The organism is Pseudonocardia wallangbongensis (assembly GCF_054486945.1).
This window is the reverse complement of record NZ_JBRERS010000002.1, coordinates 472,095-497,289: the sequence shown is the minus strand read 5'-3', so window position 1 is coordinate 497,289 and position 25,195 is coordinate 472,095. Positions and strand designations below refer to the sequence as shown.

At 73.2% G+C, this 25,195-nt stretch carries 28 protein-coding genes; 17 read left to right on the top strand and 11 right to left on the bottom strand.

Features of this window, described 5'->3' with window-relative positions:
* Positions 1-48: 48 nt before the first annotated feature.
* Positions 49-456, bottom strand: coding sequence for a DoxX family protein (locus tag ACU436_RS08610; RefSeq protein ID WP_459023387.1), 408 nt, complete (start codon positions 454-456; stop codon positions 49-51).
* A 73-nt stretch (positions 457-529) separates the two neighbouring features.
* The gene (locus tag ACU436_RS08605) at positions 530-1,342 is read right to left on the bottom strand and encodes a hypothetical protein (RefSeq protein WP_459023385.1); all 813 of its coding nucleotides are present in this window, start codon (positions 1,340-1,342) and stop codon (positions 530-532) included.
* Between the two features lie 269 nt (positions 1,343-1,611).
* Here ACU436_RS08605 and ehuB point away from each other — a divergent pair, with 269 nt between their 5' ends.
* The 4 genes from ehuB to ehuA are packed head-to-tail and all read left to right on the top strand — an operon-like array spanning position 1,612 to position 4,669.
* Positions 1,612-2,529 carry an ectoine/hydroxyectoine ABC transporter substrate-binding protein EhuB gene (ehuB, locus tag ACU436_RS08600; protein ID WP_459023383.1) on the top strand — a complete coding sequence of 306 codons (918 nt, stop codon included), beginning with the start codon at positions 1,612-1,614 and terminating at the stop codon, positions 2,527-2,529.
* Between the two features lie 7 nt (positions 2,530-2,536).
* Positions 2,537-3,238: an ectoine/hydroxyectoine ABC transporter permease subunit EhuC gene (gene ehuC, locus ACU436_RS08595; protein ID WP_459023381.1), complete on the top strand. Its 702-nt coding sequence runs from the start codon at positions 2,537-2,539 to the stop codon at positions 3,236-3,238.
* The gene (gene ehuD / locus ACU436_RS08590; protein WP_459023379.1) at positions 3,238-3,891 is read left to right on the top strand and encodes an ectoine/hydroxyectoine ABC transporter permease subunit EhuD; all 654 of its coding nucleotides are present in this window, start codon (positions 3,238-3,240) and stop codon (positions 3,889-3,891) included. Before ehuC ends, ehuD begins: the two co-directional genes overlap by 1 nt.
* A 16-nt stretch (positions 3,892-3,907) precedes the next feature.
* Positions 3,908-4,669, top strand: a complete 762-nt coding sequence (gene ehuA / locus ACU436_RS08585) for an ectoine/hydroxyectoine ABC transporter ATP-binding protein EhuA (protein ID WP_459024304.1) — start codon at positions 3,908-3,910, stop codon at positions 4,667-4,669.
* A gap of 16 nt (positions 4,670-4,685) precedes the next feature.
* Here the strand turns inward: ehuA and ACU436_RS08580 are convergent, their stop codons facing one another.
* Both ACU436_RS08580 and ACU436_RS08575 read right to left on the bottom strand, forming a co-directional pair.
* Positions 4,686-5,540 carry a transporter substrate-binding domain-containing protein gene (locus ACU436_RS08580; RefSeq protein WP_459023378.1) on the bottom strand — a complete coding sequence of 285 codons (855 nt, stop codon included), beginning with the start codon at positions 5,538-5,540 and terminating at the stop codon, positions 4,686-4,688.
* Positions 5,541-5,573: 33 nt separating this feature from the next.
* Positions 5,574-6,347: an enoyl-CoA hydratase-related protein gene (locus ACU436_RS08575; protein WP_459023376.1), complete on the bottom strand. Its 774-nt coding sequence runs from the start codon at positions 6,345-6,347 to the stop codon at positions 5,574-5,576.
* A gap of 100 nt (positions 6,348-6,447) precedes the next feature.
* Between ACU436_RS08575 and ACU436_RS08570 the strand changes: the two genes are divergently transcribed.
* From ACU436_RS08570 to ACU436_RS08560, 3 genes are all read left to right on the top strand, one after another.
* On the top strand, positions 6,448-7,146 hold the full coding sequence (locus ACU436_RS08570) for a TetR/AcrR family transcriptional regulator (protein ID WP_459023374.1): 699 nt from the start codon (positions 6,448-6,450) through the stop codon (positions 7,144-7,146).
* A gap of 37 nt (positions 7,147-7,183) precedes the next feature.
* On the top strand, positions 7,184-8,425 hold the full coding sequence (locus tag ACU436_RS08565) for a cytochrome P450 family protein (RefSeq protein ID WP_459023373.1): 1,242 nt from the start codon (positions 7,184-7,186) through the stop codon (positions 8,423-8,425).
* A gap of 114 nt (positions 8,426-8,539) precedes the next feature.
* Complete coding sequence (locus ACU436_RS08560) at positions 8,540-10,132, top strand: hypothetical protein (protein ID WP_459023371.1); 1,593 nt, start codon at positions 8,540-8,542, stop codon at positions 10,130-10,132.
* Between the two features lie 27 nt (positions 10,133-10,159).
* On the opposite strand, the gene ACU436_RS08555 is transcribed toward ACU436_RS08560, so the two are convergent.
* Positions 10,160-10,696, bottom strand: coding sequence for an NUDIX domain-containing protein (locus tag ACU436_RS08555; RefSeq protein ID WP_459024302.1), 537 nt, complete (start codon positions 10,694-10,696; stop codon positions 10,160-10,162).
* A gap of 34 nt (positions 10,697-10,730) precedes the next feature.
* Between ACU436_RS08555 and ACU436_RS08550 the strand changes: the two genes are divergently transcribed.
* The 7 genes from ACU436_RS08550 to ACU436_RS08520 all read left to right on the top strand — a co-directional run bounded on the left by ACU436_RS08550 (position 10,731) and on the right by ACU436_RS08520 (position 16,743).
* Positions 10,731-11,705, top strand: coding sequence for a helix-turn-helix transcriptional regulator (locus tag ACU436_RS08550; RefSeq protein WP_459023369.1), 975 nt, complete (start codon positions 10,731-10,733; stop codon positions 11,703-11,705).
* 41 nt (positions 11,706-11,746) lie between these two features.
* The gene (gene nucS / locus ACU436_RS08545; protein WP_459023367.1) at positions 11,747-12,406 is read left to right on the top strand and encodes an endonuclease NucS; all 660 of its coding nucleotides are present in this window, start codon (positions 11,747-11,749) and stop codon (positions 12,404-12,406) included.
* A 23-nt stretch (positions 12,407-12,429) separates the two neighbouring features.
* A complete protein-coding gene (locus ACU436_RS08540) occupies positions 12,430-12,651 on the top strand; it encodes a type II toxin-antitoxin system CcdA family antitoxin (protein ID WP_459023365.1) in 222 nt (73 codons plus the stop codon).
* A complete protein-coding gene (locus tag ACU436_RS08535; RefSeq protein WP_459023363.1) occupies positions 12,648-13,067 on the top strand; it encodes a type II toxin-antitoxin system VapC family toxin in 420 nt (139 codons plus the stop codon). Before ACU436_RS08540 ends, ACU436_RS08535 begins: the two co-directional genes overlap by 4 nt.
* A 58-nt stretch (positions 13,068-13,125) precedes the next feature.
* Entirely contained in the window at positions 13,126-14,601 is a 1,476-nt protein-coding gene (locus tag ACU436_RS08530; protein ID WP_459023361.1) for an aldehyde dehydrogenase family protein, read from the top strand.
* Between the two features lie 76 nt (positions 14,602-14,677).
* The gene (locus ACU436_RS08525) at positions 14,678-16,459 is read left to right on the top strand and encodes a 3-hydroxyacyl-CoA dehydrogenase family protein (protein WP_459023359.1); all 1,782 of its coding nucleotides are present in this window, start codon (positions 14,678-14,680) and stop codon (positions 16,457-16,459) included.
* Entirely contained in the window at positions 16,459-16,743 is a 285-nt protein-coding gene (locus ACU436_RS08520) for a hypothetical protein (protein ID WP_459023358.1), read from the top strand. Before ACU436_RS08525 ends, ACU436_RS08520 begins: the two co-directional genes overlap by 1 nt.
* Here ACU436_RS08520 and ACU436_RS08515 read toward each other — a convergent pair.
* A complete protein-coding gene (locus tag ACU436_RS08515) occupies positions 16,740-17,192 on the bottom strand; it encodes a MarR family winged helix-turn-helix transcriptional regulator (protein ID WP_459023357.1) in 453 nt (150 codons plus the stop codon). The two genes, ACU436_RS08520 and ACU436_RS08515, sit on opposite strands and share 4 nt — an antisense overlap.
* A gap of 76 nt (positions 17,193-17,268) precedes the next feature.
* Here ACU436_RS08515 and ACU436_RS08510 point away from each other — a divergent pair, with 76 nt between their 5' ends.
* Complete coding sequence (locus ACU436_RS08510) at positions 17,269-17,682, top strand: nuclear transport factor 2 family protein (RefSeq protein WP_459023355.1); 414 nt, start codon at positions 17,269-17,271, stop codon at positions 17,680-17,682.
* 22 nt (positions 17,683-17,704) lie between these two features.
* On the opposite strand, the gene ACU436_RS08505 is transcribed toward ACU436_RS08510, so the two are convergent.
* From ACU436_RS08505 to mce, 3 genes are all read right to left on the bottom strand, one after another.
* Positions 17,705-18,850, bottom strand: coding sequence for a hypothetical protein (locus ACU436_RS08505; RefSeq protein WP_459023353.1), 1,146 nt, complete (start codon positions 18,848-18,850; stop codon positions 17,705-17,707).
* A 90-nt stretch (positions 18,851-18,940) separates the two neighbouring features.
* On the bottom strand, positions 18,941-20,272 hold the full coding sequence (gene ccrA, locus ACU436_RS08500; protein WP_459023351.1) for a crotonyl-CoA carboxylase/reductase: 1,332 nt from the start codon (positions 20,270-20,272) through the stop codon (positions 18,941-18,943).
* Between the two features lie 89 nt (positions 20,273-20,361).
* On the bottom strand, positions 20,362-20,796 hold the full coding sequence (mce, locus tag ACU436_RS08495) for a methylmalonyl-CoA epimerase (RefSeq protein ID WP_459023350.1): 435 nt from the start codon (positions 20,794-20,796) through the stop codon (positions 20,362-20,364).
* A gap of 120 nt (positions 20,797-20,916) precedes the next feature.
* Between mce and ACU436_RS08490 the strand changes: the two genes are divergently transcribed.
* Both ACU436_RS08490 and meaB read left to right on the top strand, forming a co-directional pair.
* Complete coding sequence (locus ACU436_RS08490) at positions 20,917-22,107, top strand: acetyl-CoA C-acetyltransferase (protein WP_459023348.1); 1,191 nt, start codon at positions 20,917-20,919, stop codon at positions 22,105-22,107.
* A 10-nt stretch (positions 22,108-22,117) separates the two neighbouring features.
* The gene (meaB, locus tag ACU436_RS08485; RefSeq protein ID WP_459023346.1) at positions 22,118-23,107 is read left to right on the top strand and encodes a methylmalonyl Co-A mutase-associated GTPase MeaB; all 990 of its coding nucleotides are present in this window, start codon (positions 22,118-22,120) and stop codon (positions 23,105-23,107) included.
* Here meaB and ACU436_RS08480 read toward each other — a convergent pair whose 3' ends face one another.
* Together ACU436_RS08480 and ACU436_RS08475 are read right to left on the bottom strand one after the other, a co-directional pair.
* Positions 23,108-24,223 carry a hypothetical protein gene (locus tag ACU436_RS08480; protein WP_459023344.1) on the bottom strand — a complete coding sequence of 372 codons (1,116 nt, stop codon included), beginning with the start codon at positions 24,221-24,223 and terminating at the stop codon, positions 23,108-23,110. It lies immediately after the preceding gene.
* The gene (locus ACU436_RS08475) at positions 24,220-25,119 is read right to left on the bottom strand and encodes a pentapeptide repeat-containing protein (protein WP_459024300.1); all 900 of its coding nucleotides are present in this window, start codon (positions 25,117-25,119) and stop codon (positions 24,220-24,222) included. Before ACU436_RS08475 ends, ACU436_RS08480 begins: the two co-directional genes overlap by 4 nt.
* Positions 25,120-25,195: the final 76 nt, after the last annotated feature.

The window sequence follows — 25,195 nt, the reverse complement described above, 5'->3', positions numbered from 1 at the left end:
GTTCGTGTGCCGGCACCACTGTTGGTGTGTGACCGCGTTGGGGCGGCCTCAGCGGCGCAGCTGGGCGATCAGCCGGCGGGTGCTCTCGCGCCTGCCCCACGCGACCACGGCCGCCACGACGCCGACGGTCGCGGGGAACGCGACGATCGCGCCGCCGCCTGCGGCCAGGGTGGCGATCACTGCGCCCACCATCAGCGCGACGAAGCAGGTGGCGGCGAGCCCGGTCAGGCGGGGGACGAACATCGCGATCGCGCCGGCCAGCTCCAGCGCGCCGATGAGGTACACGACGGTGGTGCCGATGCCCATGGCCGCGAACCCGGCGAGGACCGCCGGGTCTCCGCCGAGCTTGCCGGCCGCCGCGAACGCGTAGGTTGCGGCGAGCAGGACCTGCACCACCCAGAGGGCGACGTTCGCGATGCGGATGGTGACGGGGCGGGTGGCGGTGATGGCGGTCATCGGAGGGCTCCGTTCGGGAGGGGTGGAGTCTGCTGCCATGTAGACAGCCCGCACGAACGGAACTCATCGGTGCTCAGCGGGGACTTTTCTCCTCGGCGTCCTCCCGCTCGCCGCGGCGGCGGAAGAACCGCAGGCCGGGGATGCCCTGAATCGCCTGGCGCACCTCCTTGAGCTGCTCGAGCAGCTCGTGGACGTCCGGGCCGACGCGGTCGAGGGTGGCGAGGATCGGCATGATGTCGCGCTCCATGTGCTCGGTGAGCTGCGGCAGCTGGTCGACCAGCCGGATCGCCGCGCGGACCTCGTCCTCGGAGAACTCCTCCACGAACCGCTCGGCGAGCGGGGCGGCGCGGTGTGCGATCGGCTGGTAGACGGCGAGCAGCTCGGTGGCGGCCTCCGTGGCACCGGCCGCCTGGTCGATGACGCCACCCGCGCGATCGGTCACCGCGCCGGCCGTGGCGACGATCGTGCGCGCGCCCTCGGTGATCGTGCCGGCGCCGGTCACCACGACGGCGGCCTCGTCGGCCACGGATCCCGCCTTCCGGACGAGGAGCGCTGCGCCATCGGCGACGGAGCGGACGTCGGCCAGCAGGGCGTCGACGCCCCGGAGCACCTCGTCGACGCGCCCCACCGTCGCCCGCACCGTGCCCAGCAGCTCGTCGACCGACCGCATGACGCCGTCGGTGCGATCGACGATGACGTCGGCGCGGTCGGCCACGGCCGTGATCCGCCCGACCAGCCCGTCGGCCTCGTCGAGGAGGCCGGACACCCGCGCCGGCAGGGTGGCGACGACCTCGACGGCCTCGTCGCTCCACCCGGCGACGGCGCGCGCCCCGGCGATGACGTCGGACGGGCCGACCCAGACCGGTAGCCCGGCGATGCGCAGCATGGCCCCGATCCTGTCGCATCGCGGGGCCACCGGCTTGCCGGGCCATCCGCGTGATCACCGGCGAAACTGACCTGAGTACCCCGTTCCAGCTCCGCTCATGGCGTCCGATCGGGTGAACATCGGCCGGCTGCGGGCTACTCATTGCGGTCGCGTAACGAGTGGTGGTCTGGAGAGCCCGGGTGCGGGCTCGCCCGTGGAGTTCACCTACGTTCGGACGTCGAACGGCGGTGGCCGGAGGGGGGCCGCGGTCCGACGAGAAGGGGAACCAGATGACGCAGCGAGGCTGGAGCAGGCGGGACTTCCTCCGCCGCACGGCGACGGCCGGGGCGGTCGCGCTGGGCGGCGGGACGGTGCTCGGCGCGTGCCAGGCGACCGGTGGCGGTGGCGGTGGTGGCGGCGAGGGCGGCAGCGTCCTGGAGCGCGCCCGGAGCGCCGGCACGATCAAGATCGGTATCGCGGGTGAGGAGCCCTACGGCTTCAGCGACACCAGCGGCCAGGTCACCGGCGAGGCCCCGGCGGTCGCCCGGGTCGTGCTGCAGGGCATCGGCATCGGCGACGTACAGGCCGAGCAGGTCGACTTCGGCTCGCTCATCCCCGCGCTGAACGCCAACCGCTACGACATGGTGTGCGCCGGCATGAACATCACGCCGGAGCGGTGCGGCCAGGCCGCGTTCTCGATCCCGGACTACTCGGCTCTCACGGCGTTCCTCGTGCCCGCCGGCAACCCCCAGCAGGTCAAGACGTTCGAGGACATCGCGTCCAAGGGGCTTCCGCTCGCGGTGCTGAGCGCCGCGGTGGAGCAGGGGTACGCCGAGTCGGCAGGGGTCCCCGGCGGCAACATCAGCGCGTTCGACGACCAGAACGCGCTGCTGCAGGCCGTCACGTCGGGCCGGGCCTACGCCGGCGCGCTCACGGACATCTCGCTCAAGTGGCTGGCCGGCAAGAACCCGAACGCCGGTGTGGAGGTCACCGAGGGCTTCACGCCCACCGAGAACGGGCAGCCGGTCGTCTCCGCGGGTGGCTTCGTGTTCCGGCAGGCGGACAACGACCTGCGGGAGGCGTTCAACGCCGAGCTGCAGAAGGCCCACGACGACGGGCGGTGGCTCACGGCCGCGAGCCCGTTCGGCTTCGCGGAGGCCAACCTGCCCGCCGACGGGTTGACCACCGAGAAGCTCTGCGCCGCCTGAGCCGGCCATGGAGAACCTCGGCGCCTGGGTGTCGATCCTCAACCAGGGCCTGTCGAACACGCTGATCGCCACGATCGGGGGCATCGCGCTCACGATCGTGCTGTCGCTGGTCGCCGGCCTGGCGCTGCTGTCTCCGTGGCGGTGGGTGCGGGTGATCAGCCGGATCTACGTGGAGGGGCTGCGGGGCACGTCCGAGGTCGTGCAGCTGTTCTGGATCTTCTTCGCGCTTCCGGTGCTGGTCGGCTTCGAGTTCATCCCGATCTGGGGCGGCGTCGCCGTGCTGGGCCTCAACCACGGTGCGTACGGCGCCGAGATCGTCCGTGGTGCGGTGCAGTCGGTGCCGCGGGCCCAGTACGAGGGGGCGCTCGCGCTCAGCCTGTCGCCGGCCCAGCGGATGCGCCGGGTGATCCTCCCGCAGGCGGTGGCCGAGATGATCCCGCCCTTCAACAACCTCTTCATCCAGCTGCTCAAGAGCACGTCGATCTTGTCGTTCGTGTTCATCCACGAGATCACCCGGCAGGCGAAGGACGTACTCGTCCCGAACTTCAACCCCTGGGTGATCCAGATCTACCTGCTGCTCCTGGTCTACTACCTGATCATGTCGCTGGTCATCACCGCGGTGATGCGGATGCTGGAGCGGACGACCGCCGTCCGCCTCGGCCGGCGGACGACCCGCGGCCCGGCCCGAGCACTGGCGGGGGCCCACTGATGGCCGTCTGGGACTGGAACTACGCGTTCTCGATCCTGCCCGCACTGGTCCAGGGGCTCGGGCTCACGCTCGTCGCCACCGTGCTCGGCTCGATCATCGCGATGCTGCTCGGCCTCGTGTTCGCGGTGCTGCTGCGCGGGCCGCGGATCGTCGCGATCATCGTGCGTGGTTTCGTCGAGTTCGTCCGCAGCACGCCGCTGCTGGTGCAGATCTTCTTCCTGTTCTTCGGGCTCCCGACGCTCGGCATCGTGCTGCCGGGGCTCGTGGTCGGCGTCATCGCCCTCGGTGTGCACTACGCCTGCTACACCTCCGAGGTGTACCGCGCCGGCATCGAGGCGATCCCGCGCGGGCAGTGGGAGGCCGCCACGGCGCTCTCCCTGCCGCGGTCGCGGGTCTGGACCGGTGTGGTGCTGCCGCAAGCCGTCCCGCGCGTGATCCCGGCGCTGGGCAACTACGTGATCTCGATGTTCAAGGAGGTCCCGCTGCTGATCGGGATCGGCATCCTGGACGTCGTCGGCCGGGCGCAGGAGGCTGGTGACACGTACTTCCGCTACGTCGAGCCCTACACCATGGCGGGTGTGTTCTTCCTGCTGCTGAGCTATCCCGCGTCGCTGCTGATGCGCAGATTGGAGCGTCGTGTCGGTGCAATCTGACGGTGCCGCCGAGCCGATGATCGTTTTCGACGAGGTGGAGAAGCGGTTCGGGGACAACGTCGTCCTGTCCGACCTCAGCTTCACGGTCGCGCCCGGCGAGCACGTCACCCTGATCGGCCCGTCCGGGTCGGGCAAGACCACGATCCTGCGGCTGCTGATGTGCCTGGAGTCCGTCAGCGCGGGCACGATCCAGGTCGCCGGCAAGGGCCTGTCCCACATGGAGAAGGGCGGCAAGCTCGTCCCGGCCGACGAGAAGCACAGCCGCGAGGTGCGCAAGCGCATCGGGATGGTGTTCCAGCAGTTCAACCTGTTCCCGAACATGACCGTTCGCGGCAACCTCGTCGAGGCGCCCACCAGGGTGCTCGGCCTGTCCAAGGACGAGGCGAACGCCCGGGCGCAGGAGCTGCTCGACCTGGTGGGGCTCGGGGAGAAGATCGACGAGCACCCGTCCCGGCTCTCGGGCGGGCAGCAGCAGCGCGTGGCGATCGCCCGCGCGCTCGCCATGCAACCCGACGTCCTGCTGCTCGACGAGGTGACGTCGGCACTCGACCCCGAGCTGGTCGCCGGCGTGCTCGCCCTGCTGCGCGACATCGGGGAGAGCACCGACATCACGATCCTCTGCGTCACGCACGAGATGGGTTTCGCCCGCGACTTCTCGCACCGGGTGATGATGTTCGACAGCGGGAAGGTGATCGAGGACGCGGCGCCGCAGAAGCTGTTCTCGGAGCCCGACCACCCCCGTACCCAGGAGTTCCTGAAGGCGGTCCTGGGGCACTGACGTCCTGGGCACCGGCTCAGGCCCGGCAGAGGTCCTCGGTCGTCAGGTCGGGCGGCGGCAGGTTGTCGCGCGTGAAGCCGAACGGCTCCGTGAGCCGCAGCCATTCGCCCGAGGCCTGCAGGTCCGCGAGCACCGGGTCGAACGCGGCCAGCAGGTCGTTCTCCCCGGTGCGGACGGCGAAGGCGGCGCCGGGCACGGTCCGGCGGCCGCCCACCACCGGTTCGACGGCGTCGGTGACGGCGAGCCCCGATCCGGGGTTGCGGCGCAGGACGTCCACCAGCGAGATCCGGGTGAGGGCGCCTGCCGCCACGCGTTCGTCGGCGACGCTGCGGAAGAGCGTGGACTGGCTGTCGACGATCTCCAGCCGGTCGTCCGGCACGCCGGCCGCCCGGGCGTAGTCGATCTCGCTGGCGGCCGCGAGCACGGCGAGCCTGGCGCGGGAGCGGGCGACGTCCCGGAAGGACTCGATCCCCTCCGGGTTGCCCTTGCGGACCAGGAACGCGGGGAAGGCCACGAAGTCTGGACGGGTGAACGCGACGTCACGGCAGCGGTCGGGGGTCACCGTCATCCCGGCGGCCACCAGGTCGAACTGGCCGTCGCGCAGCCGCGGGAGGAGCTCGTGGAACGGCACCTGCACCGCGTCGAGCCCGGGCACCCCGATGCGGTCGAGCACCACGCGGGCCACCTCGGGTTGCGCGCCCGTGACCCGGCCGTCCGTGTCGGTGTACGAGTAGGGCTGCTCGCCGGAGATCCCGATGCGCATCGCGCCGGCGGCACGCGCCCGTTCCAGGCTGGTGCCCGAGGGCCGCCCGCACGCCGCGACCGTGCCGGCCGTGACCGTGATCGCGAGGAGCCGCCGTCGGGAAAGCATCCCGAGCAGCGTAGGTGTCGACAGGCCGTGATCTCAGTCGGGCCAGACCGGTCGGCGCTTCTCCAGGAACGCCGCCATCCCTTCCCGGGCGCCCGGGGTCTGGGACATCGACGCCATGACCTCCAGCGCGATGGCGTAGGCGTCCGCCTCGGGCCGGTCGAGCTGGGCGTACAGGGTCTGCTTGCCGACGCCCTTCGCGAACCGGCTGCCCCGGGTGGCGCGGGCGAGCAGCTCGTCGACGCGGGCGTCGAGATCGGCGTCGGGCACGGCGTAGTTGATCAGACCCCATTCGGCGGCCGTCCCGGCGTCGATCGGGTCGCCGGTGAACGCCATCTCCATCAGCCGCTTGCGGCCGACGTTGCGGGCGACGGGCACGGCGGGGGTGTGGCAGAACCAGCCGCCCTTGCCGCCCGGGATGGCGAACGCCGCGGACTCGCCGGCGACGGCGAGGTCGCAGGACGCCACGAGCTGGCACCCGGCGGCCGTCGCGATCGCCTGGACGCGCGCGATCACGACCTGCGGGACGGACTCGATCGTGCGCATCAGCCGCGTGCACAGCTGCAGCAGGTCGCGCACGCCCGCGAGATCGCGGGCGGCGACGTCGGCGAAGTCGTGCCCGGCGGAGAAGGCCTTGCCCTCACCGGCCAGCACGATGCCGGTGGCGTCGGAGCGGCCCGCGGTCTCGAAGGCATCCAGCAGCTCGCGCATGTGGGCCTCGGTGAGCGTGTTGCGCCGCTCCGGCCGGTTCATCGTGATCCGCAGGGTGTCGCCGTCCTGCTTCACCAGCAGGTGCTCGTAGTCGCCCATGTCCCGACGGTAGCCCGCTGTTGCCAGGCGTGCCGAGCCGTCGTACTGTGACCGTATGACTGGATGCGTAAATCTGGTCAAAGAGTTCTGAGGGGGACCCGTGGCAGCGTCGGAACCGCGCGTCGAGCGGATGCTCGACAGCGCCGCCGAGCTGCTCGTGCGGTGGGGCTACCAACGGGTCACCATCGACGACGTCGCCAGGCACGCCGGCATCGGCAAGGGCACCGTCTACCTGCACTTCCGGTCGAAGGACGCGCTCTTCCTGACCGTGCTCATGCGCGTGCACCGCGTGATCGCGCGTGGCGTGGCCGAGCGGATGGAGTCGGACGCGCGCGAGGTGCTGCCGAGCCGCATGATGCGGCACGTCTACGAGGACATGACGGCAGACCCGGTGGCGCGCTCCCTCTACCTGGGCGACGTGGAGGTGCTCGGGAAGCTCGTGCACGAGGCCGCCGGGAGCCTCGGCGAGTTCACCGCGCACCGCCAAGAGGCGATCGTCGAGCACATCCGCCTGCTCGCCGACGCCGGTTGCCTGCGCCCGGGCCTCGGCCCGGAGTCGGCGCTGTACGTGTTCTCCGCCGTCGGCATGGGGTTCGTCGTCATCGACGGGTTGGGGCCCGGGATCCCCCGGCTGGGCGTCGGCGCGCCCGCCGACCTGCTCGAGAGCACCCTCGCGGCGGCCCTGGAGGTGGCCGACCCGCCCGCCGCCGTGCTCGAGCGGATCGCACCCGTGATCGCGCAGCGCTACCGGGCGCTGCTGGTGCACATCGACGAGGAATGGAGCCGCCGTGTCCGCTGAACCGGGATCCGCGCGGCGCCGGGAAACGGAGCCACCGATGACCGCGACGCCACCCGTCGTGCCCAACATCATGGACCCTGGGCTGATCGCCGACCCGGCGGGCGGCTACGGGCAGCTGCGGGAGCAGGCGGCCGTGGTGCGCGGCGAGGCGCCCGACGGCAGCCCGGCGTGGTTCGTCACCCGGCAGGCCGACGTTCGGACGGTCCTGTCCGACCCGCGCTTCGTCAACAGCGCCCGCTCGGTGCCAGGGGTGAAGGCCGACAGCGTGCGCGACAAGATGATCGAGCAGATCGGCATCCCGGCCGAGCTCGCGCACTACTTCGCCGACTCGATCCTCGACTACGACGGCGCCGACCACTCGCGCCTGCGCAAGCTCGTGTCCCGCGCGTTCACCGTGCGCCGGGTGAACGCGCTGCGGCCGCGGGTGGAGGAGATCACCGCAGCCCTGCTGGACCGCATGGCGGGGCAGGCGGAGCCCGTCGACCTGGTCGCCGAGTACGCCTACCCGCTGCCGATCACCGTGATCTGCGAGCTGGTCGGCGTCGCGGAGGAGGACCGGCCGGCCTGGCACCGCTGGAGCACCGCGCTGATGCGGATGCAGCCCGGAGCCATCGCGCCGGCCGCCCGCGAGATGGTCGACCACGTCCACGAGCAGATCGCCCGCCGTCGCGCCGAGCCCGCCGACGACCTGCTCTCGGCCCTGGTCCAGGTGCAGGAGGAGGGCGGCGACCGGCTCAGCGCGGACGAGCTCGTCACGATGGTCATCACCCTCGTGATCGCGGGCCACGAGACCACCGCGCACCTCATCGGCAACGCGACGGTCGCGCTGCTCACCCATCCCGACCAGCTCGCCCTGCTGCGGGACGACCCGGCCCGGTGGCCCGGCGCCGTCCACGAGCTCATGCGCTGGTGCGGCCCCGTGGCGATCGCCCGGATGCGCTACGCGGCCGAGGACCTGGAGCTCGGTGGCGTGACGATCCGCCGGGGCGAGGTGGTGCAGCCCGTGCTCGTCTCGGCCAACCACGACCCCCGCGAGTACGCGGACGTCGAGCGGCTGGACGTCACGCGCCGCCCGGCCGGGCACGGCGAGGGCCACGTCGGGTTCGGCCACGGGTTCCACTACTGCCTCGGGGCGGCGCTCGCCCGGCAGGAGGGGGAGGTGGCGCTGCGGGCGCTCGTCGAGCGGTACCCGCGGCTCGCGCTCGCTTCCGACGAGCTCGAGTGGGTGCGGGCGCCGGGGATGCGGCGGCTCGCCCGGCTGCCGGTGCGGCTGCGGTAGCCGCCCACGAACAGGGTGCCGTCGCCGCCCACCGCGGATCCGCAGTTGGGGATTGCCCCGCGGCCTGCCGTGGTCAACTCTCTCCGGTGAGGGGGACGGAGAGGGGTGGGGGGCATGGGTGGCGACGGCACCGGCGACCCGACGGAGCCCGCCGGATCGCCGGAGCCCCGGGAGGCCGCCGGGTGGTCGGCGGTGGCGGCGGCGCTGCTGAACCTCACCGGGCTCGGGCTCGGCTACCTCTACCTGCGGTGCTGGCTGCGGGCCACCGCGTGCCTCGTCATCGTGGCGTTGATGGTCGTGGTCGCCTTCGCCAACGACGCGGCCGGCTCGCCGTGGCTGTGGCGGATCCTCCTCGGGACGTGGGCGGTCGCCACGGCCGTCGACGCCTGGACGGTGGCCCGCGTGCGCCCACGGCCGGTCACGCTCGCCGACCGGCTGCGGCCGGTCGCCCTCGGGATCGTCGCCGTCCTGGTGGTCGTCGGCGGCCACATCGGGTACGCCGGTGCCGCGCGCGCCACGTACGCGGGTGGCCTCGACGCCCAGGGCCGGGCCGACTGCACGGCCGCGAACCGTTCCTTCGCGGCGCTCACCGGGCCGTACGAGCTCACCCTGAGCCGGGACGTCCCGGCCGCGGCGCTGCGGCGGGCCGAGTGCGACGACTTCCTCAGTGCCGAGGGGTCCGAGCGGGCCGGTGCCCTCGCGGCGGCGGTGACCGGTTACCAGGCGTTCCGGCGGGACCACACCGGCAGCCTGCTCGAGCCGTTCGCCCGCGACGGCGCCCGCCGCGCGCTGCTGGCATGGGCGGTGGCACTCCGCGGTGCGGGTGACCTCGACGGTGCCATCGCCCGCTACGGCGAGCTGCTGCACGAGCTCGGCGGCGAGCCGGACGCGGCGCAGGTGCGCGAGGACCTCGCCGCCACGCACGTCGAGCGGGCCACGGCGGCGCGCGCCACGATGGCCGCGGCCGCAGGTGCGGCCCGGGTCGACGCGATGCGGTCGGCGATGGACGACCTGCTGCTGGTCGAGCGGGACCTCGCGGACACCGCGCCGGCCGCCGGGGTGCCACAGGCCGTCCTCGACACGTTCACCGAGGCCAACTCGGCGTTCGCCGAGGGACGGTTCTGCGAGGCGCTCCCCGTGCTCGACTACGCGATCACGCTTCCGGACGCCGCGGGCGTCGCCGCGGCGGCCAACGGGGACCGGGCGCGCTCGCTCTCCGGGTGCGGGCTCGCGAACTTCGCCGCGGGTGACTACGGCGGCGCAACCGAGCGCTTCGAGACGCTGATGGTCGACTACCCGGGCGACCCGGGCGTCCCGCAGGCCCGCTCGGCCCTCATCACGGCTGAGGTAGGCGCCGCAGCGGGCCGGTCGCTGCCGCTCCCCGCGCCGATCGACGCTCCGGCGAGCGAGACCGTTCTGGTCTACAACGCGGCGGCCACCGAGGTGCGCGTGCTGATCGCCGGACCGACGGCGCACGAGGTCACGCTGCCGGCCTGCACGACCTGCGCCCCGGCGTACGACAGCCGCGAGGCGGCCTGCACGGGGTCGGATGGGAAGCCGTCGACGTCGGTCCGGATGCGCCCTGGCGCGTACTACGCGCTGCAGGACCGAGGCGAGTTCGACACGGACGCGGCGTTGAACGAGCCCCTCATCGTCCGGCCCGGAGGCGGGTGGCGGCTGTGCGTGACGCTGCTCCGGAAGAGGTAGGGCCGGTACGCCGCCGGTCGCCCGAGGTCACCGCTCGCGCAGCAGCATCAGCAGGTAGGCGGCGAGCGTCTGCGCGTCGACCACCTCGGAGCGCCGGACCATCTTGTCGAACTCGCCGATCGTGAACCAGCGGGCCTGCATGTCCTGCTCGCTGGGCTCACGGCTGATCGGGCCCTCGCGCAGGTCGGTCGCGAGGAACACGTGCTCGCGCTGGCTGGACGTACCGGGCGCGAGGTCGAGATCGCCGAGGAACTCCATGTGCCCCGCGACGAGCCCGGTCTCCTCGGCGAGCTCGCGGGCGGCGAGCTCCGCCGGGTCGACCTCCGCCCGGTCGGGGGCGGTGCCCATCGGGAACTCCCAGCGCCGCTGCCCGACCGGGTAGCGGAACTGCTCGACCAGGTGCAGCCGGTCCCCGTCGCGGGGGATGACGATGGCCGCCGTCGGCTTGTCGACGACCCCGTAGATCCCCTCCGACCCGTCGTCGCGCCGGACGGTGTCCTCCCGGACGGTCATCCACGCGTTGGCGTACACCTGCCGGCTGCTGATCCTCTGCACGCCACCCACCGTGCCCCGTGGCCGGATCGGGCACGATGCCGGGGTGCGCGCGTCCCGGCTCGTCACGCTGCTGTTCACCCTCCAGCGTCTGCGGGGGGCGACCGCGGCCGAGCTCGCCCGGGAGCTGGAGGTGTCGGAGCGCACGATCTACCGCGACGTCGCCGCGCTGTCGGCGGCCGGTGTGCCGTTGTGGACGGAGCCCGGCCGGGGCGGCGGGATCCGGATGCTCGACGGCTGGCGCACGCGCCTCGACGGGCTGACGGCCCACGAGGCGGCGGCGATCTTCGCCGTGGGTGCCCCGCAGGTGCTCGCCGAGCTCGGGATGAGCGCGGCGCTGGCGGGTGCGCAGGCCAAGTTGCTCGCCACCCTGCCCGCCGACCTGCGGGAGCACGCACGGGCCGTGGCTGAGCGGTTCCACCTGGACGCCCCGGGCTGGTTCCACACGCCGCAGCAGGTGACGCAGCTGGCGGCCGTCGCCGAGGCGGTGTGGGATCAGCAGCGCCTGCACATCGGTTACCGGCGCGGTCGCGATCACATCGTCGAGCGGACGATGGAGCCGCTGGGACTCGTGCTGAAGGCGGGCACCTGGTACGTCGCCGGTGGTGTCGACGGCGCCGTCCGCACGTACCGGGTCGACCGGATCGTGGCCGCGCAGCCCACCGGCGATCGTTTCGAGCGGCCCGACGACTTCGACCTCGCCGAGTGGTGGGAGGGGGCGGCCGGGCGGTTCGAGAGCCAGATGCTGCGCGCGACGGTCCGACTGCGCGTGGGGCCGCGCGGGCTCAAGGCCCTCCCGCACGCCGCCGACCACGACGCGGCGCTCAAGGCGATCGCACAGGCCGGGCCCCCGGACGCGGAGGGGTGGCGCGAGCTCGAGCTCGACGTCGAGGGCATCGACGTCGCCGCGGGCCAGCTCACGGCGCTCGGCGGTGAGGTCGAGGCGCTCGACCCCCCGGAGCTGCGGACGGCGCTGGCCGCGGCGGGCACGGCGTTGGCGGCCCGCAACGCGCCGCGCTGACCGCGCACGGGGGAGCGGGGGCGAGCCCCTAAGGTCCCCCTGTGCGTCTCGTCATCGCTCGGTGTCAGGTCGACTACGTCGGGCGGCTCACCGCCCATCTGCCCATGGCGCCGCGGCTGCTGCTCGTCAAGGCCGACGGTTCGGTCAGCGTCCACGCCGACGACCGCGCCTACAAGCCCCTGAACTGGATGAGCCCGCCGTGCTGGCTCGAGGAGCAGCCGGGCGTGTGGACGGTGCGCAACAAGGCCGAGGAGTCGCTCGTGATCACGATCGACGAGGTGCTGCACGACTCGAAGCACGAGCTCGGCGTCGACCCCGGGCTCGTGAAGGACGGCGTCGAGGCGCACCTGCAGGAGCTGCTCGCCGCGCACCCCGGCACGCTGGGTGAGGGCTACACGCTCGTGCGCCGGGAGTACATGACCGCGATCGGCCCGGTGGACCTGCTCTGCCGCGACGCCGACGGCGGCGCGGTCGCGGTGGAGGTGAAGCGCCGCGGCGAGATCGACGGCGTGGAGCAGCTCACCCGCTACCTCGAGCTGATGAACCGGGACCCGCTGCTCGCGCCGGTGGCGGGGGTGTTCGCGGCGCAGCAGATCAAGCCGCAGGCCCGCACGCTGGCCGAGGACCGCGGCATCCGCTGCGTCACCGTCGACTACGACGCCCTGCGCGGCATGCAGCGGGACGACCTGCTCCTGTTCTGAAAGCTTGGGGGTACACTGGGGGTATGCCAAAGGTCAGCGTCTACCTCCCGGACGAGCTCTACCGGGCGGCCCAGGAGCACAAGCTCCCGCTCTCGGCGCTGACCCAGGAGGCCGTCGAGCGCGCCCTCCGCACCTCGGAGCGCAAGGAGTGGGTGGCGCGGATGCGTGCTCTGCCACCTCCCGGCGATCTGGTCATCGACTCCGCCGCCCTCCTCGACGAAGTCCGCGAGGAGTTCGGCGAGTGATCGTTCTCGATGCGTCGGCTCTCGTCGACGTCGTTCTGGTCCAGCGGAACGCGAAGTGGATCCTCGGGCTGCTCGACGAGGAGGAGGTCGCCGCTCCGTCGCATCAGCCGGCCGAGGTCCTTTCGGCACTCGCCCGGCTCGTCCGTTCTGGAGGTTTGGCGCCGGACGCGGCGAGGATCGCCCTCGATGCGGCGCTCGGTAGGGCCCAGCAACTGGTGCCCCCCTCCGCCGCCCACGTCCGGCGCGCGTTTGCCCTGCGCGATCGCATCCGTGTGTCCGACGGGTTGTATGTCGCGCTGGCCGACGAGCTGGGTTGCCCGCTCGTGACGACGGACCGGCGGCTGGCGGGTGCGAACACACCCTGCGAGGTGTGGGTTCCCCCGTCCGGTCCGATCCCGCCGCCGCGGGAGGGGTAGGCCCGGGCGGGCCGTCGTCGGCCTGTGTGACCCGCCGCCGACGCCCTACCCTTGGGTAATGACCGCCACCGAAGCGCCGGCGACCTTCGAGTCCCTCGACCCGCGCACCGGCGACGTCGTCGGCACGCACCCGGTGCACGACGAGGCCGCGGTGCGCGCCGCGGTGGCCCGGGGGGCGTCGGCCGCGGAGTGGTGGGACGGGATCGGCGACGTCGAGCGCAGGCAGCTCCTCGCGGCCTGGCGGGCGGCGCTCGTGAACAAGCTCGACGACCTGGCCGCCGTCGTGGTCGAGGAGACCGGCAAACCGCTCGACGACGCGCGCCTCGAGCTCATCCTGGCGATCGACCACCTCGACTGGGCCACCAAGCACGCGGAGAAGGTGCTCGGCCGCCGCAAGGTCGCGCCCGGCCTGCTGATGAGCAACCAGGCGGCGAGCGTCACCTACCGGCCGTACGGCGTGATCGGCGTGATCGGGCCGTGGAACTACCCGGTCTTCACGCCGATGGGTTCGATCGCCTACGCGCTGGCCGCCGGCAACGCCGTGGTGTTCAAGCCCAGCGAGCTCACCCCGGGTGTCGGCATGGCGCTCGCCGACACGTTCGCCGAGATCGTGGACGGCCGGCCGGTGCTGCAGGTCGTCACCGGTTTCGGCGAGACGGGCGCCGCGCTCTGCCGCGCCCCCGGCATCGGGAAGATCGCCTTCACCGGCTCGACGGCCACCGGCAAGCGCGTGATGGCCGCCTGCGCGGAGAACCTGACCCCGGTGCTCGTCGAGTGCGGCGGCAAGGACCCGATGATCGTCGACGCCGACGCGGACCTCGACGCCGCGGCCGACGCCGCCGTGTGGGGTGGCATGTCGAACGCGGGCCAGACGTGCGCAGGCGTGGAGCGGGTCTACGTGCTCGACGCGGTGGCCGAGGAGTTCACGGCGAAGGTCGTGGCGAGGTCCCGCGGGCTGCGGGCCGGGTCCGGTGGCGCCTACGGGCCGATGACGATGCCGGCGCAGATCGACGTCGTGCGCCGCCATGTCGAGGACGCGCTGGCGCGCGGCGGGCGCGCGGTCGTCGGCGGCGCGGAGTCGGTGCAGCCGCCGTTCGTGGAGCCGGTCGTGATCGTCGACGTCCCGGAGGACAGCTGCGCGGTCACCCAGGAGACGTTCGGGCCGCTGCTGGTGGTCAACCGCGTCCCGGACGTCGACGAGGCGGTGCGCCGCGCCAACGCCACCGCGTACGGCCTCGGCGCCGCCGTGTTCTCCCGGGCCCGCGGCGAGGAGATCGCCGGGCGCCTGCGCTGCGGGATGGTCGCCGTCAACGGGGTGATCTCGTTCGCCGGCATCCCGGGCCTCCCCTTCGGGGGAGTGGGCGACTCGGGGTTCGGGCGCATCCACGGCGAGGACGGGCTGCGCGAGTTCGCCCGCCCGCAGGCGGTCGCGAGCCAGCGCTTCCCGCTGCCCGTGCCCGTCACCAGCTTCTCCCGGGGTGCGCGCACCATGAAGGCGCTGGTCGGGCTCGTGCGGGTACGCCACGGGAGGTAGCTCTCACACCCCGTGACCGCTCCCCGGATGGGAGGATCGCGGCGAATCGTCCCTCGGGGAAGCGGGAGGCCAAAGCGTGCGCGAGTTCCGGACGGTCGGAGTCGTCGGCCTGGGCACGATGGGGGCGGGCATCGTCGAGGTGTTCGCCCGCAACGGGCTACGGGTGCTTGCCGCCGAGGTCGACGCCGAGGCCGTGGAACGCGGCCGGGTGCACCTCGAGACGTCCACCGCGCGCGCGGTCGGACGCGGCAAGCTCACCCAGGAGGCCGCCGACGAGCTGCTGGGGCGCATCACCAGCACCACGTCGCTCGCCGACCTCGCGGACGCCGACTTCGTGGTCGAGGCGGTGCCCGAGCACCTGGACCTGAAGGCGCAGGTCCTCGGCGAGCTCGACCGGGTGTGCCGGCCCGACGTGATCCTCGCGTCCAACACGTCCTCGCTGTCGGTCACGGAGCTGGCCGTGCGCACCGGCCGGCCCGGCAAGGTCGTCGGGATGCACTTCTTCAACCCGGCGCCGGTGCAGAAGCTCGTGGAGCTCGTCCGCACGGTCGTCACGGAGCCGGACGTCATCGACGACGCGCGCGCGTTCGCCGCGTCGCTGGACAAGGTGCCCGTCGTCATCGGCGACCGGGCCGGGTTCATCGCCAACGCCCTGCTCTTCGGCTACCTCAACCACGCCGCGCGGATGTACGAGTCCCGCTACGCCACCCGTGAGGACCTCGACGCCGCCATGCGCCACGGCTGCGGCTACCCGATGGGCCCGCTGGCGCTGCTCGACCTCATCGGGCTGGACACGTCCTACGAGATCCTCGACACGATGTACCGGCAGTCGCGCAACCCGCTGCACGCGCCCGCGCCGGTCCTGAAGCAGATGACCACGGCCGGCCTGCTCGGCCGCAAGACCGGGCGCGGCTTCTACACCTACGCCAAGCCGCACAGCTCCGAGGTCGTCCCGGACGCGCTCACCCCCGCCTCGGCGGTCCCGGCCGACGCGGCCGTGCGCGACGTGCAGCGCGTCGGCGTGGTCGGCACGGGCACGATGGCCTCGGGCATCGTCGAGGTCTTCGCGAAGGCCGGGTTCGACGTGGTGGTGCGCGGGCGCAGCGGGTCCAAGGTCGACGGCGCGCTCGCGGGCATCCGCAAGTCGCTGGACAAGGCCGTGGTGCGGGGCAAGCTCGAGGAGCCCGAACGGGACGCCACGCTGGCCCGGATCACCACGACCACCCGGCTGGAGGACCTCGCCGACGTCGACCTGGTGGTCGAGGCCGTCGCCGAGGAGCTCGACGTCAAGCGCGCCGTCTTCGCCGCGCTGGACGAGATCTGCAAGCCGGGCGCGATCCTCGCCACCACGACGTCGTCGCTGCCGGTCGTCGAGTGCGCGGCCGCCACCGCCAGGCAGCAGGACGTGCTCGGCCTGCACTTCTTCAACCCGGCGCCGGTCATGAAGCTCGTGGAGGTCGTCTCGACGATCACCACCGGCGCCGACGTCACGGCCACCGGCATCGCGCTGTGCGAGCGGCTGGGCAAGGTCCCCGTCTCGTGCGTGGACCGGGCCGGGTTCATCGTCAACGCGCTGCTCTTCCCGTACCTCAACGACGCGGTGAAGATGCTCGAGGCGCACTACGCCACGGCCGACGACATCGACGCGGCGATGAAGACCGGCTGTGCCCTGCCGATGGGGCCGTTCGAGCTGCTCGACGTGGTGGGCCTCGACGTGTCGCTGGCCATCGAGCGCACGCTCTACCAGGAGTTCCGGCTCTCCGGGTTCGCGCCGGCGCCGCTCCTGGAACACCTCGTGACGGCCGGCAGGCTGGGGCGCAAGACGGGTCACGGGTTCCGGGACTACAACGGTCGCTAGTGGCTCGTTCCAACCGCCACCGTCGCCGCCGACCGGAGCACGTGCCGCTGCGGTCGGCGGCCGCCGTGCGCCGCGAGTCCGCCCCCGACGGGGACTGGGTGGTGCGCAGCGTGCCGGGCTCGGCGGCCGGGAAGGACTACCGCTGCCCCGGCTGCCAGCAGCTGATCCGCGCGGGCACCGGCCACGTCGTGGCCTGGCCCGCGGACGAGCTGGGGTCGGTGGCCGACCGTCGGCACTGGCACGCGGCCTGCTGGGCGGCGCGTGGCCGGCGGCGGCCCGGCTAGCGGTCCCCGCCGGAATGGTGGGCGAGCACCGCATCGAGGAGCCGGGCCAGTTCGGCCCGCTCGGGTGACGACAGCGGGGCGAGCAGCTCGTCCTGCGCGTGCCGCAGCAGCCGGTCGAGCTCCGAGAGGAACTGGCGGCCCGCGTCGGTGATCGCGACGACGTTGCGGCGGCGGTCGTCCGGGTCGGGCGTGCGCTCCAGCCGGCCGGCCGAGGCGAGCTCGTTGACGAGCGCCACCATGTCGCTGCGGTCGATCCCGCACCGGCGGCCGAGCGCCGCCTGGCTGGCCGGGCCGAACTCCTCCAGGGCGGACAGGACCGAGTAGTGCGGGCGCCGCGCGCTGACGTCACCGAGCGCCTCGCTGACGATCCGACGTGCGGGCAGCGTGACCTGGTTCAGCAACCAGCTGGGCATCGAGCGAAGCCGGGCCGGGGCCGTTCGGACGTCCACGCGGGCACCCTACTCAATCCGTTGGGGACACCAACGTTCCGCTATCGTTGGTGACACCAACGGAATGGAGGGTCGGATGGACGACCTGCGGGACATCGAGGACCTCGTGCAGCGCCTCGCGGCGTGCCTGGACGACGCCCGGTTCGACGACATGGGGTCCCTCTTCACCGTCGACGCGACCGCCCGAACACCCGGCGGCACCGCGGAGGGCCGCGACGCCCTCGTCGCACAGGCTGCGCGCAACCACACCCCCGACAAGGCGACGCAGCACCTCATCGGTGGCGTACTCGTCGAGCTCGGCGAGCACACAGCCGCCGTCCGCGCGAACGCGCTCGTGACCTTCGCCGACCGCATCGACGGGCGGCCGGTGCTCATGATGGGCGAGGTGTACCGGTTCTCCGCCCGCCGCACGGACGAGGGATGGCGGCTGACGAGCGTGCAGACGTCCCCGACCTGGCGGACGCAGGGGAGCGCCGCGCCGGCCGCATGAAGGCCTTCCGCGAGCCGCGGTGTCAGCGGTGGCTGGATCCGGCCCTGGAGCGGCGGCGTCGGCGAGAGGTGTGGCGGACCGCGGTCGTGCTCGCGCCGTCGCCCGGCTGGCCGCCCTCGTCGTCGTCGGCGGCGCCACCGGCCGCAGGCGGCTCGGCCGCCTGCTCGGCCCCGTCGGCCGCCTCCGCCCCCGCGACGGTCTCTGCCCCGTCCGAGTCGGGCGAACCCCGCCCGTCGCTCGCGGGCCGCGCGGCCGGGATGAGCTGTTCCGGCGGCAGGGCGAGGGAGCCGAGCGTCTCGTCGAGCATCGCGCGCGTGCGTCCCAGCTGATCGGCCATGCGGGCGCGGGCCGTGACCAGGTCGTCGACCCGGCGCTGGGCCTCCGTGATCTGCTCGCGGGCCTGCTCCTCGGCGCGGGCGATCACCTCACGGGCCTGGGCGGCGGCGGACTCGCGCAGCGTCTCGGCGTCGCGGATCGCCGCCGTGTGCGTGGCCGCGAGCGCGGAGAGCGACTCGGCCCGCCGCTGGTCCATGGCGATGGTGAAGTCCTCCTCCACCCGCGTGCGACCGGCCTCCGACTCCGCCCATGCCCGGTCCCGTTCCTCCGTGGCCCGCTCGATCCGGGCGGCCAGATCGGCCTCGGTGGAGGTGCGCTCGGCCGCCAGTCGTTCCAGGGCGGCGGCGCGCTCCAGGGAGAAGGCCTCGCGCTCCTCGTCGATCTCCTGCTGAACCTTCTCGGCGTCGGTGCGGCCCTCCTCGCGGATGGCGTCGGCGTCGGCCTGCGCGGCGGCGAGGGTCTGCGCGGCCTGCGCCTCGGCCTCCGTGGTGCGCCGGTTCGCCTCCGTCTCGGCACGGGCGAGCATGTCGGCGACCTCGTCCTCCGCGAGGCGCAACATCGAGCGGATCCGCTCCGTGGTGCCCTGCGGGCTCTGGCTCGGGCTCGCCAGCGTGCGGACCTGCGCCCGCAGCTTCTCCGCCCGCACCCGTGACTCGTCCAGTTCCCTCGCCAGCTGCACGGCCTGCGCGAGAGCAGCGTCCCGATCGGTGACGAGAATGCTCACTTCGGCGTCCAGTCGGCGCAGGTGCGCGTCGACCTGACCCTGGTCGTAGCCCCTTCGGACGACCTCGAAGCCGGCATCGGACGGGGGCGGTGAGGGGTTCCCGGCCATGCCGTCACCGTACCGGGCGGGCCGCAGAGGGTGGTTGGCTGCGGGTTGACCGGGTGAACAGCCTCACCCCTGTGGGTGGTCCGGAGTTGATCAGACTCCACGGAAGCGGTTTATCGCGTCCAGATGACGGGCACGTTTGTCCGGATCGGTGACACCGAGCCCCTCCTGGGGGGCGAGCGCGAGAACGCCGACCTTCCCCTGATGGCTGTTGGTGTGCACGTCGAGGGCGGCCTGACCGGTCTCGGCGAGCGGGTAGACCTTCGAGAGCGTCGGGTGGATCAAACCCTTGTCGATCAACCGGTTCGCCTCGAACGACTCCCGGTAGTTGGCGAAGTGCGACCCGACGATCCGCTTGAGGTTCATCCAGAGGTAGCGGTTGTCGTAGCTGTGCTCGTAACCGGACGTCGAGGCGCAGGTCACGATCGTGCCGCCCTTGCGCGTGACGTAGACGCTCGCGCCGAAGGTCTCCCGTCCCGGGTGCTCGAAGACGATGTCCGGGTCGTCACCGCCGGTGAGCTCCCGGATGCGCGCACCGAGGCGCTTCCACTCCTGCGGGTCCTGCGTGTGCTCGTCCTTCCAGAACCGGTAGTCCTCCGCGTTGCGATCGATGATCAGCTCCGCGCCCATGCGGCGGCAGATCTCGGCCTTCTGCGGCGACGACACCACGCAGATCGGGATCGCGCCCCCGTTCAGGGCGTACTGCGTGGCGTAGGAGCCGAGCCCGCCCGACGCGCCCCAGACCAGCACGGTGTCGCCCTGCTTCATGTCCGCGCCGTGCCGGGAGACGAGCTGGCGGTAGGCGGTGGAGTTGACCAGGCCGGGGCACGCCGCCTCCTCCCAGGACAGGTGGGCCGGCTTGGGCATGAGCTGGTTGGACTTCACGAGCGCGAGCTGGGCGAGCCCGCCGAAGTTGGTCTCGAAGCCCCAGATGCGCTGCTCCGGGTCGAGCATCGTGTCGTCGTGCCCGTCCGGGCTCTCCAGCTCGACGGACAGGCAGTGCGCCACCACGCGGTCACCCGGCTTCCAGCGGGTGACGCCGGCGCCGGTGCGCAGGACGACACCGGCGAGGTCCGAGCCGACCACGTGGTAGGGCAGGTCGTGCCGCTTGGTCAGCTCCGACACGCGCCCGTAGCGGCGCAGGAAGCCGAACGTCGACAGCGGCTCGAAGATCGAGGTCCACACCGTGTTGTAGTTGATGGCGCTCGCCATCACGGCCACGATCGCCTCACCCGGCCCCAGCTCGGGCGTGGCCACCTCGTCGAGGTGCAGGCTCTTGCGCGGGTCCTTCTCCCGCGTGGGGATGCTGGCGAACATCTCCGCCTCGTCGGCGTGCACCGTGACACCCCGGTAGTGGTCGGGCACGTCCAGCCCGGCGAGGGCGTCGTACTGCTCAGCGAGGATTGCGTCGCGGATCTCCTGCACGGCTGGCCTCCGTTGGCTCGAGTCGCGGCGGTTACCGGTCGGTAGGGTAACCGTGACCTGCATGATCCCGCCGCGTGACGGCGCCCACGTCAGTGTCGAGCGCCCGCCGGCTCCACCAGCTCGACGAGCACACCGCCGGTGTCCTTCGGGTGGACGAAGTTGATGCGCGAGCCCGCAGTGCCACGGCGCGGCTCGTCGTAGAGCAGGCGCAGCCCCTTCTCCCGCAGCGCCGCGCAGCTCGCGTCGACGTCGGCCACGCGGTAGGCCAGCTGCTGGATCCCCGGGCCGCTGCGGTCGAGGAACTTCGCGATCGCCGAGTCGGCCCGCAGCGGGGCGAGGAGCTGGACGGCCGCGCCCCCGTCGCCCGGGGCGGACAGCATCGCCTCGCGGACGCCCTGCTCCTCGTTGGTCTCCGTGTGCGTCGTCACCAGTCCGAAGGTGGAGGCATACCACTCGATCGCCGCATCGAGGTCCGCCACCGCGATGCCGACGTGGTCGACCGCGAGGACCGTGTGTTCTCCCATTTCCGGAATGTAACCGCCGCAGCTCACCACCGGCAGCTGTGCGAGTTCTCACGACCGCGGAGGACGCTACCCGCGGGTATCGTCCGAGGCGCCCGCCAGCGCAGCCGATGGAGGTCAGCCGTGTCCGGATCCGTGATCGTCGCCGGGGCCCGCACACCGATGGGCAGGATGTCGGGTGCGTTGAAGGACTTCAGCGGCGCCCAGCTGGGTTCCGTCGCCATCAAGGCCGCGCTGGAGCGCGCCGGTGTGGCGCCCGACCGGGTCCAGTACGTGATCATGGGTCAGGTCCTCACGGCCGGGGCCGGCCAGATCCCCGCCCGGCAGGCGGCGTCCGGCGCCGGCATCCCGATGGACGTCCCCGCGCTCACGATCAACAAGGTCTGCCTCTCCGGGCTCGACGCGATCGCGCTGGCCGACCAGCTCATCCGAGCGGGCGAGTTCGACATCGTGGTGGCCGGCGGGCAGGAGTCGATGACGCAGGCCCCGCACCTGCTGCCCAAGTCGCGTGCCGGCTTCAAGTTCGGCGACGTCACGATGCTCGACCACATGGCCCACGACGGGCTGTTCTGCGCGTTCGACCAGCTGCCGATGGGCGCCTCCACCGAGAAGTTCAACGCCCGCTACGGCGTCACGCGCGAGGACCAGGACGCCTTCGCCGCGCGGTCGCACCAGCTCGCCGCGAAGGCCGCCGTCGACGGCACGTTCGACGCCGAGATCGCGCCCGTCAGCGTGCCCCAGCGCAAGGGCGACCCGCTCGTCGTCTCCACCGACGAGGGTGTGCGCGGCGACACCACCGGCGAGAGCCTCGCCAAGCTGCGCCCGGCGTTCTCCTCCGACGGCACGATCACCGCGGGCTCGTCCTCGCAGATCTCCGACGGCGCCGCCGCCGTCGTTGTGATGAGCCGCGCGAAGGCCGAGGAGCTGGGCGTGCCCTGGATCGCCGAGATCGGCGCGCACGGGGTGGTGGCCGGGCCGGACGCGAGCCTGCACGAGCAGCCGGCCAACGCGATCACGGCGGCGTGCGAGAAGGCGGGCATCGCGCCCACCGACCTCGACCTCGTGGAGATCAACGAGGCGTTCGCCGCCGTGGGCCTGGTGTCCACGAAGAAGCTGGGCATCGACCCGGACAAGGTCAACGTCAACGGCGGCGCCATCGCGCTCGGCCACCCGATCGGCATGTCCGGCGCCCGGATCGCGCTGCACCTCGCCATGGAGCTCGGCCGCCGGGGCGGCGGTGTGGGCGCCGCCGCGCTCTGCGGCGGGGGTGGCCAGGGCGACGCGCTGATCATCCGGGTGCCGGCGGCGAGCTGAGCGGAGCCGCGTGGGACGGCGAGCCGGGGTCCCCGAGCTGGTCGAGCGCGCCCGGGGCGGCCAGCAGTTGGCCGTCGCGCGGCTGATCTCGCTCGTCGAGGACGGCGCCGAGGCCGCCCTGCGGGAGGTGGCCGCCGCGCTCGGCCCGCACACCGGACGCGCGCACGTCCTGGGCGTCACCGGGCCGCCCGGTGTCGGCAAGTCGACCACCACATCGGCGCTGATCGGCCTCCTGCGGAAACAAGGTCGCAAGGTGGGCGTGCTCGCCGTCGACCCGTCCTCGCCGTTCTCCGGCGGCGCCCTGCTCGGCGACCGGGTGCGGATGGGCGAACACGCCACGGACGACAGCGTCTTCATCCGGTCGATGGCCACCCGCGGCCACCTCGGCGGGCTCGCCTGGTCCACCCCGCAGGCGCTGCGGGTGCTCGACGCGGCCGGGTGCGACGTGGTGGTCGTCGAGACGGTGGGTGTAGGCCAGTCCGAGGTGGAGGTCGTCGGCCTCGCCGACACCACCGTGGTGCTCCTCGCGCCCGGGATGGGCGACGGCGTGCAGGCCGCGAAGGCCGGCATCCTCGAGATCGCCGACGTGTTCGCGGTGAACAAGGCCGACCGGGACGGCGCCCGGCAGACCGTGCGCGACCTGCGGCAAATGCTCGCGTTGGGGGAGCAGGGCGACGAGGACGGGTGGCGCCGGCCGGTGGTGCGCACCGTGGCCACCCGCGCCGAGGGCGTGGACGACCTGGTGGCCGCGCTCGACGCCCACCGGGAGTGGCTCGATCGCAGCGGGGAGCGCGCTCGTCGCCGGCGGGCCCGGGCGGAGGCCGAGATCGAGGCCATCGCGCTCGAGCAGCACCGCAGCCGGATCGGCGACCTCCGTGGCACCGTCGGGCTTCGGCAGCTCGCCGAGCGGGTGCTGAGGGGCGAGCTCGACCCGTACGGAGCCGCCGACGCGTTGACCGCCCGGCTCGGCGGGGACCGGAAGGAGCGCGGTCCCACCTGATCAAGCCCGGGTCGGGGGGTGTCGTGCCGGCGGGCGGAGGGCGGCCAGGCGGGCCTCGGTGCGGGCCGAGCCGATGCGTTCGGCGAGCTCGCGCGCGGCGCGCGCGTGGTCGGCGGAATCCCGGGGGTGCTCGACGGCCAGGGTGAGGGCGAGGTCGGCGTGGACCGCCGCCCGGTGGCGAACCGAGCGGGGTGCGGCGGCGAGTGCGCGGCGCAGCGGCTCGGCCGCCGCCGGGTCGTGGAGGACGGTGAGCGCGTGCCCGTGCCAGCGGTGCAGGTCGCCGAGCTCGACCGGAACCGTGGGCGCCGCGATGTCGGCCACGGCGATCGCGCGGCGCGCGCCTGCGGCGTCGCCCAGCGCGGCCGCGGCGGCGGCCCGCGCTCCCGCGAGCAGGGCACGCGCGGGGTGGGGCAGCTCGGCCTCGGCCGCCTGGAGCAGCAGCTCCGCGGCGGCGGGCTCGCCCGCGTCGACCAGCACGGCGGCCTGACCGGCGTACGCGTCGGCGAGCAGCCCGGGTTGCCCCGCCTCGGCGGCTGCGGTGCGGGCTCGGAGGTAGCGGTGCCAGGCGAGGTCGGGCCGGCCGCGATCGAGCTCCTGGGTGCCCGCGAGGATCGCCGCCGCGGCGAGCACGGTGGCGACCGCTGTGCGCCGGGACGGGTCGATCATGTGCTGGACGGTGTGGTCGAGGCGCTCGACCAGGGCCCGGACCACCTCTCCCGCGCCCGTGGTGCCCAGCTCGTCGTCGAGGCGGGTGGCGACGTCGAGCTGCTCGCGCCACAGATCCAGCGCCGCCCCGTCGACGGCGCCGGCCGCGGCGAGGGCGGCCCGGAGCCGGGCCGGCGCTCCGGCCGCGTCGGGATCGGCGGGCGGGCCCGCGATGCCGAGCTCGACGGGCGTCCGGTCGTAGAGCTCGCCGAGGAGGGCCCGGTACTGCGGCTCGGGCACGGAGTGGCCGTTCTCCCATCGGGACAGCAGCGTCTTGAGGCTGGCGGCGCCCGCCACCGGGGCGCCGCTCGACCCGGCGAGCGCGGCCAACTCGCGCGCGGCCTGGGACTGCGACCAACCGCGAGCCGCCCGCGCTGCCCGTAGCCCGCCCGCCCCGACGCGTCCGGTCATGGCGCTGCGAGCGCCCAACCCTCGACCGCGCCGTCGATGCGGGTCTGCGGGCCGAGGGCGAGCGTGCCCGTCCGAGCCGCGGGCGCGGTGGTGCTGAGGTCGAGGAACGTGGACACGGCGGCGTGGTCGAACGCCACCTCGCCGTGGAAGCGGGTGTGCTGGAAGGAGACGCCGCCGTCGAGCCGCGCGTTCCGCAGGTCGAGGCGCCCCAGGAACGACGCGTCGGTGAACAGCACGGGCTTGGCCGCCTCCAGCTGCCCCAGCCGGGTGGTGCCGTGGAACCGGGCACGGCGCGCCGTGAGCCGCCCGATCCGCCTGCCTTCCAGTCGGAGGTGTTCCAGGCATGCTCCCGAGAGGTCGAGGTGGTAGAGGCGTTCGTCCGGATCCTCGCCCCACGGGAGCAGGTCGGCGATCAGCCGCTGCGCGGTGAGCCGCACGTCCCGTTCCCGGTCGGCCTCGGGGGCGCTCGCCGTATCGCTCGCAGTGCCCCTCTCGTCGGGCAGGTCGGGATGCTCGTACGGCCGGCGCAGGTAGGCGCACAGGATCTCGAGCACCGTCTGCTTGTAGCGCGGGGTGGAGCCGGCGAGCCAGACGAGGGAGTGCATCGCGCCGACCCGTACCTGGTCGGCCTCGTTGCCGAGCAGCTCGACGGACCGCGCGAAGCGTTCGTCGGCGACCTTGACCCCCTCCAGCTGGTGGCGGTCCTCCTCGACCCGGCGCCTGCGGTCGTTGAGCCACAGGGCGTAGAGCGCGACGACCGCGCCTCCGCTCAGCGCGCCCGTGCGCACGGCCTCGGAGCGCGGGGCGGTGGGCTCGACGAGCAGCAGTGCCACCGTGGTGGCCACGGTGACGGCGATCGCCACGAGCACCGTGGCCAGCAGCATCAGTCGACCCATCACATCCGCATCCCCCAGATCGGTCCGGCGTCGATTCCAGGATGTCGGGGATCCGACCTAGTGTCAACGGGGTTGC

Excerpts from the sequence above, each read along its gene's own strand:
- ACU436_RS08610 (WP_459023387.1), bottom strand. The coding sequence starts at position 456 with ATGACCGCCATCACCGCCACCCGCCCCGTCACCATCCGCATCGCGAAC.
- ACU436_RS08605 (WP_459023385.1), bottom strand. The coding sequence starts at position 1,342 with ATGCTGCGCATCGCCGGGCTACCGGTCTGGGTCGGCCCGTCCGACGTC.
- ehuB (WP_459023383.1), top strand. The coding sequence starts at position 1,612 with ATGACGCAGCGAGGCTGGAGCAGGCGGGACTTCCTCCGCCGCACGGCG.
- ehuC (WP_459023381.1), top strand. The coding sequence starts at position 2,537 with ATGGAGAACCTCGGCGCCTGGGTGTCGATCCTCAACCAGGGCCTGTCG.
- ehuD (WP_459023379.1), top strand. The coding sequence starts at position 3,238 with ATGGCCGTCTGGGACTGGAACTACGCGTTCTCGATCCTGCCCGCACTG.
- ehuA (WP_459024304.1), top strand. The coding sequence starts at position 3,908 with ATGATCGTTTTCGACGAGGTGGAGAAGCGGTTCGGGGACAACGTCGTC.
- ACU436_RS08580 (WP_459023378.1), bottom strand. The coding sequence starts at position 5,540 with ATGCTTTCCCGACGGCGGCTCCTCGCGATCACGGTCACGGCCGGCACG.
- ACU436_RS08575 (WP_459023376.1), bottom strand. The coding sequence starts at position 6,347 with ATGGGCGACTACGAGCACCTGCTGGTGAAGCAGGACGGCGACACCCTG.
- ACU436_RS08565 (WP_459023373.1), top strand. The coding sequence starts at position 7,184 with ATGACCGCGACGCCACCCGTCGTGCCCAACATCATGGACCCTGGGCTG.
- ACU436_RS08560 (WP_459023371.1), top strand. The coding sequence starts at position 8,540 with ATGGGTGGCGACGGCACCGGCGACCCGACGGAGCCCGCCGGATCGCCG.
- ACU436_RS08540 (WP_459023365.1), top strand. The coding sequence starts at position 12,430 with ATGCCAAAGGTCAGCGTCTACCTCCCGGACGAGCTCTACCGGGCGGCC.
- ACU436_RS08530 (WP_459023361.1), top strand. The coding sequence starts at position 13,126 with ATGACCGCCACCGAAGCGCCGGCGACCTTCGAGTCCCTCGACCCGCGC.
- ACU436_RS08510 (WP_459023355.1), top strand. The coding sequence starts at position 17,269 with ATGGACGACCTGCGGGACATCGAGGACCTCGTGCAGCGCCTCGCGGCG.
- ACU436_RS08505 (WP_459023353.1), bottom strand. The coding sequence starts at position 18,850 with ATGGCCGGGAACCCCTCACCGCCCCCGTCCGATGCCGGCTTCGAGGTC.
- mce (WP_459023350.1), bottom strand. The coding sequence starts at position 20,796 with ATGGGAGAACACACGGTCCTCGCGGTCGACCACGTCGGCATCGCGGTG.
- ACU436_RS08480 (WP_459023344.1), bottom strand. The coding sequence starts at position 24,223 with ATGACCGGACGCGTCGGGGCGGGCGGGCTACGGGCAGCGCGGGCGGCT.
- ACU436_RS08475 (WP_459024300.1), bottom strand. The coding sequence starts at position 25,119 with ATGGGTCGACTGATGCTGCTGGCCACGGTGCTCGTGGCGATCGCCGTC.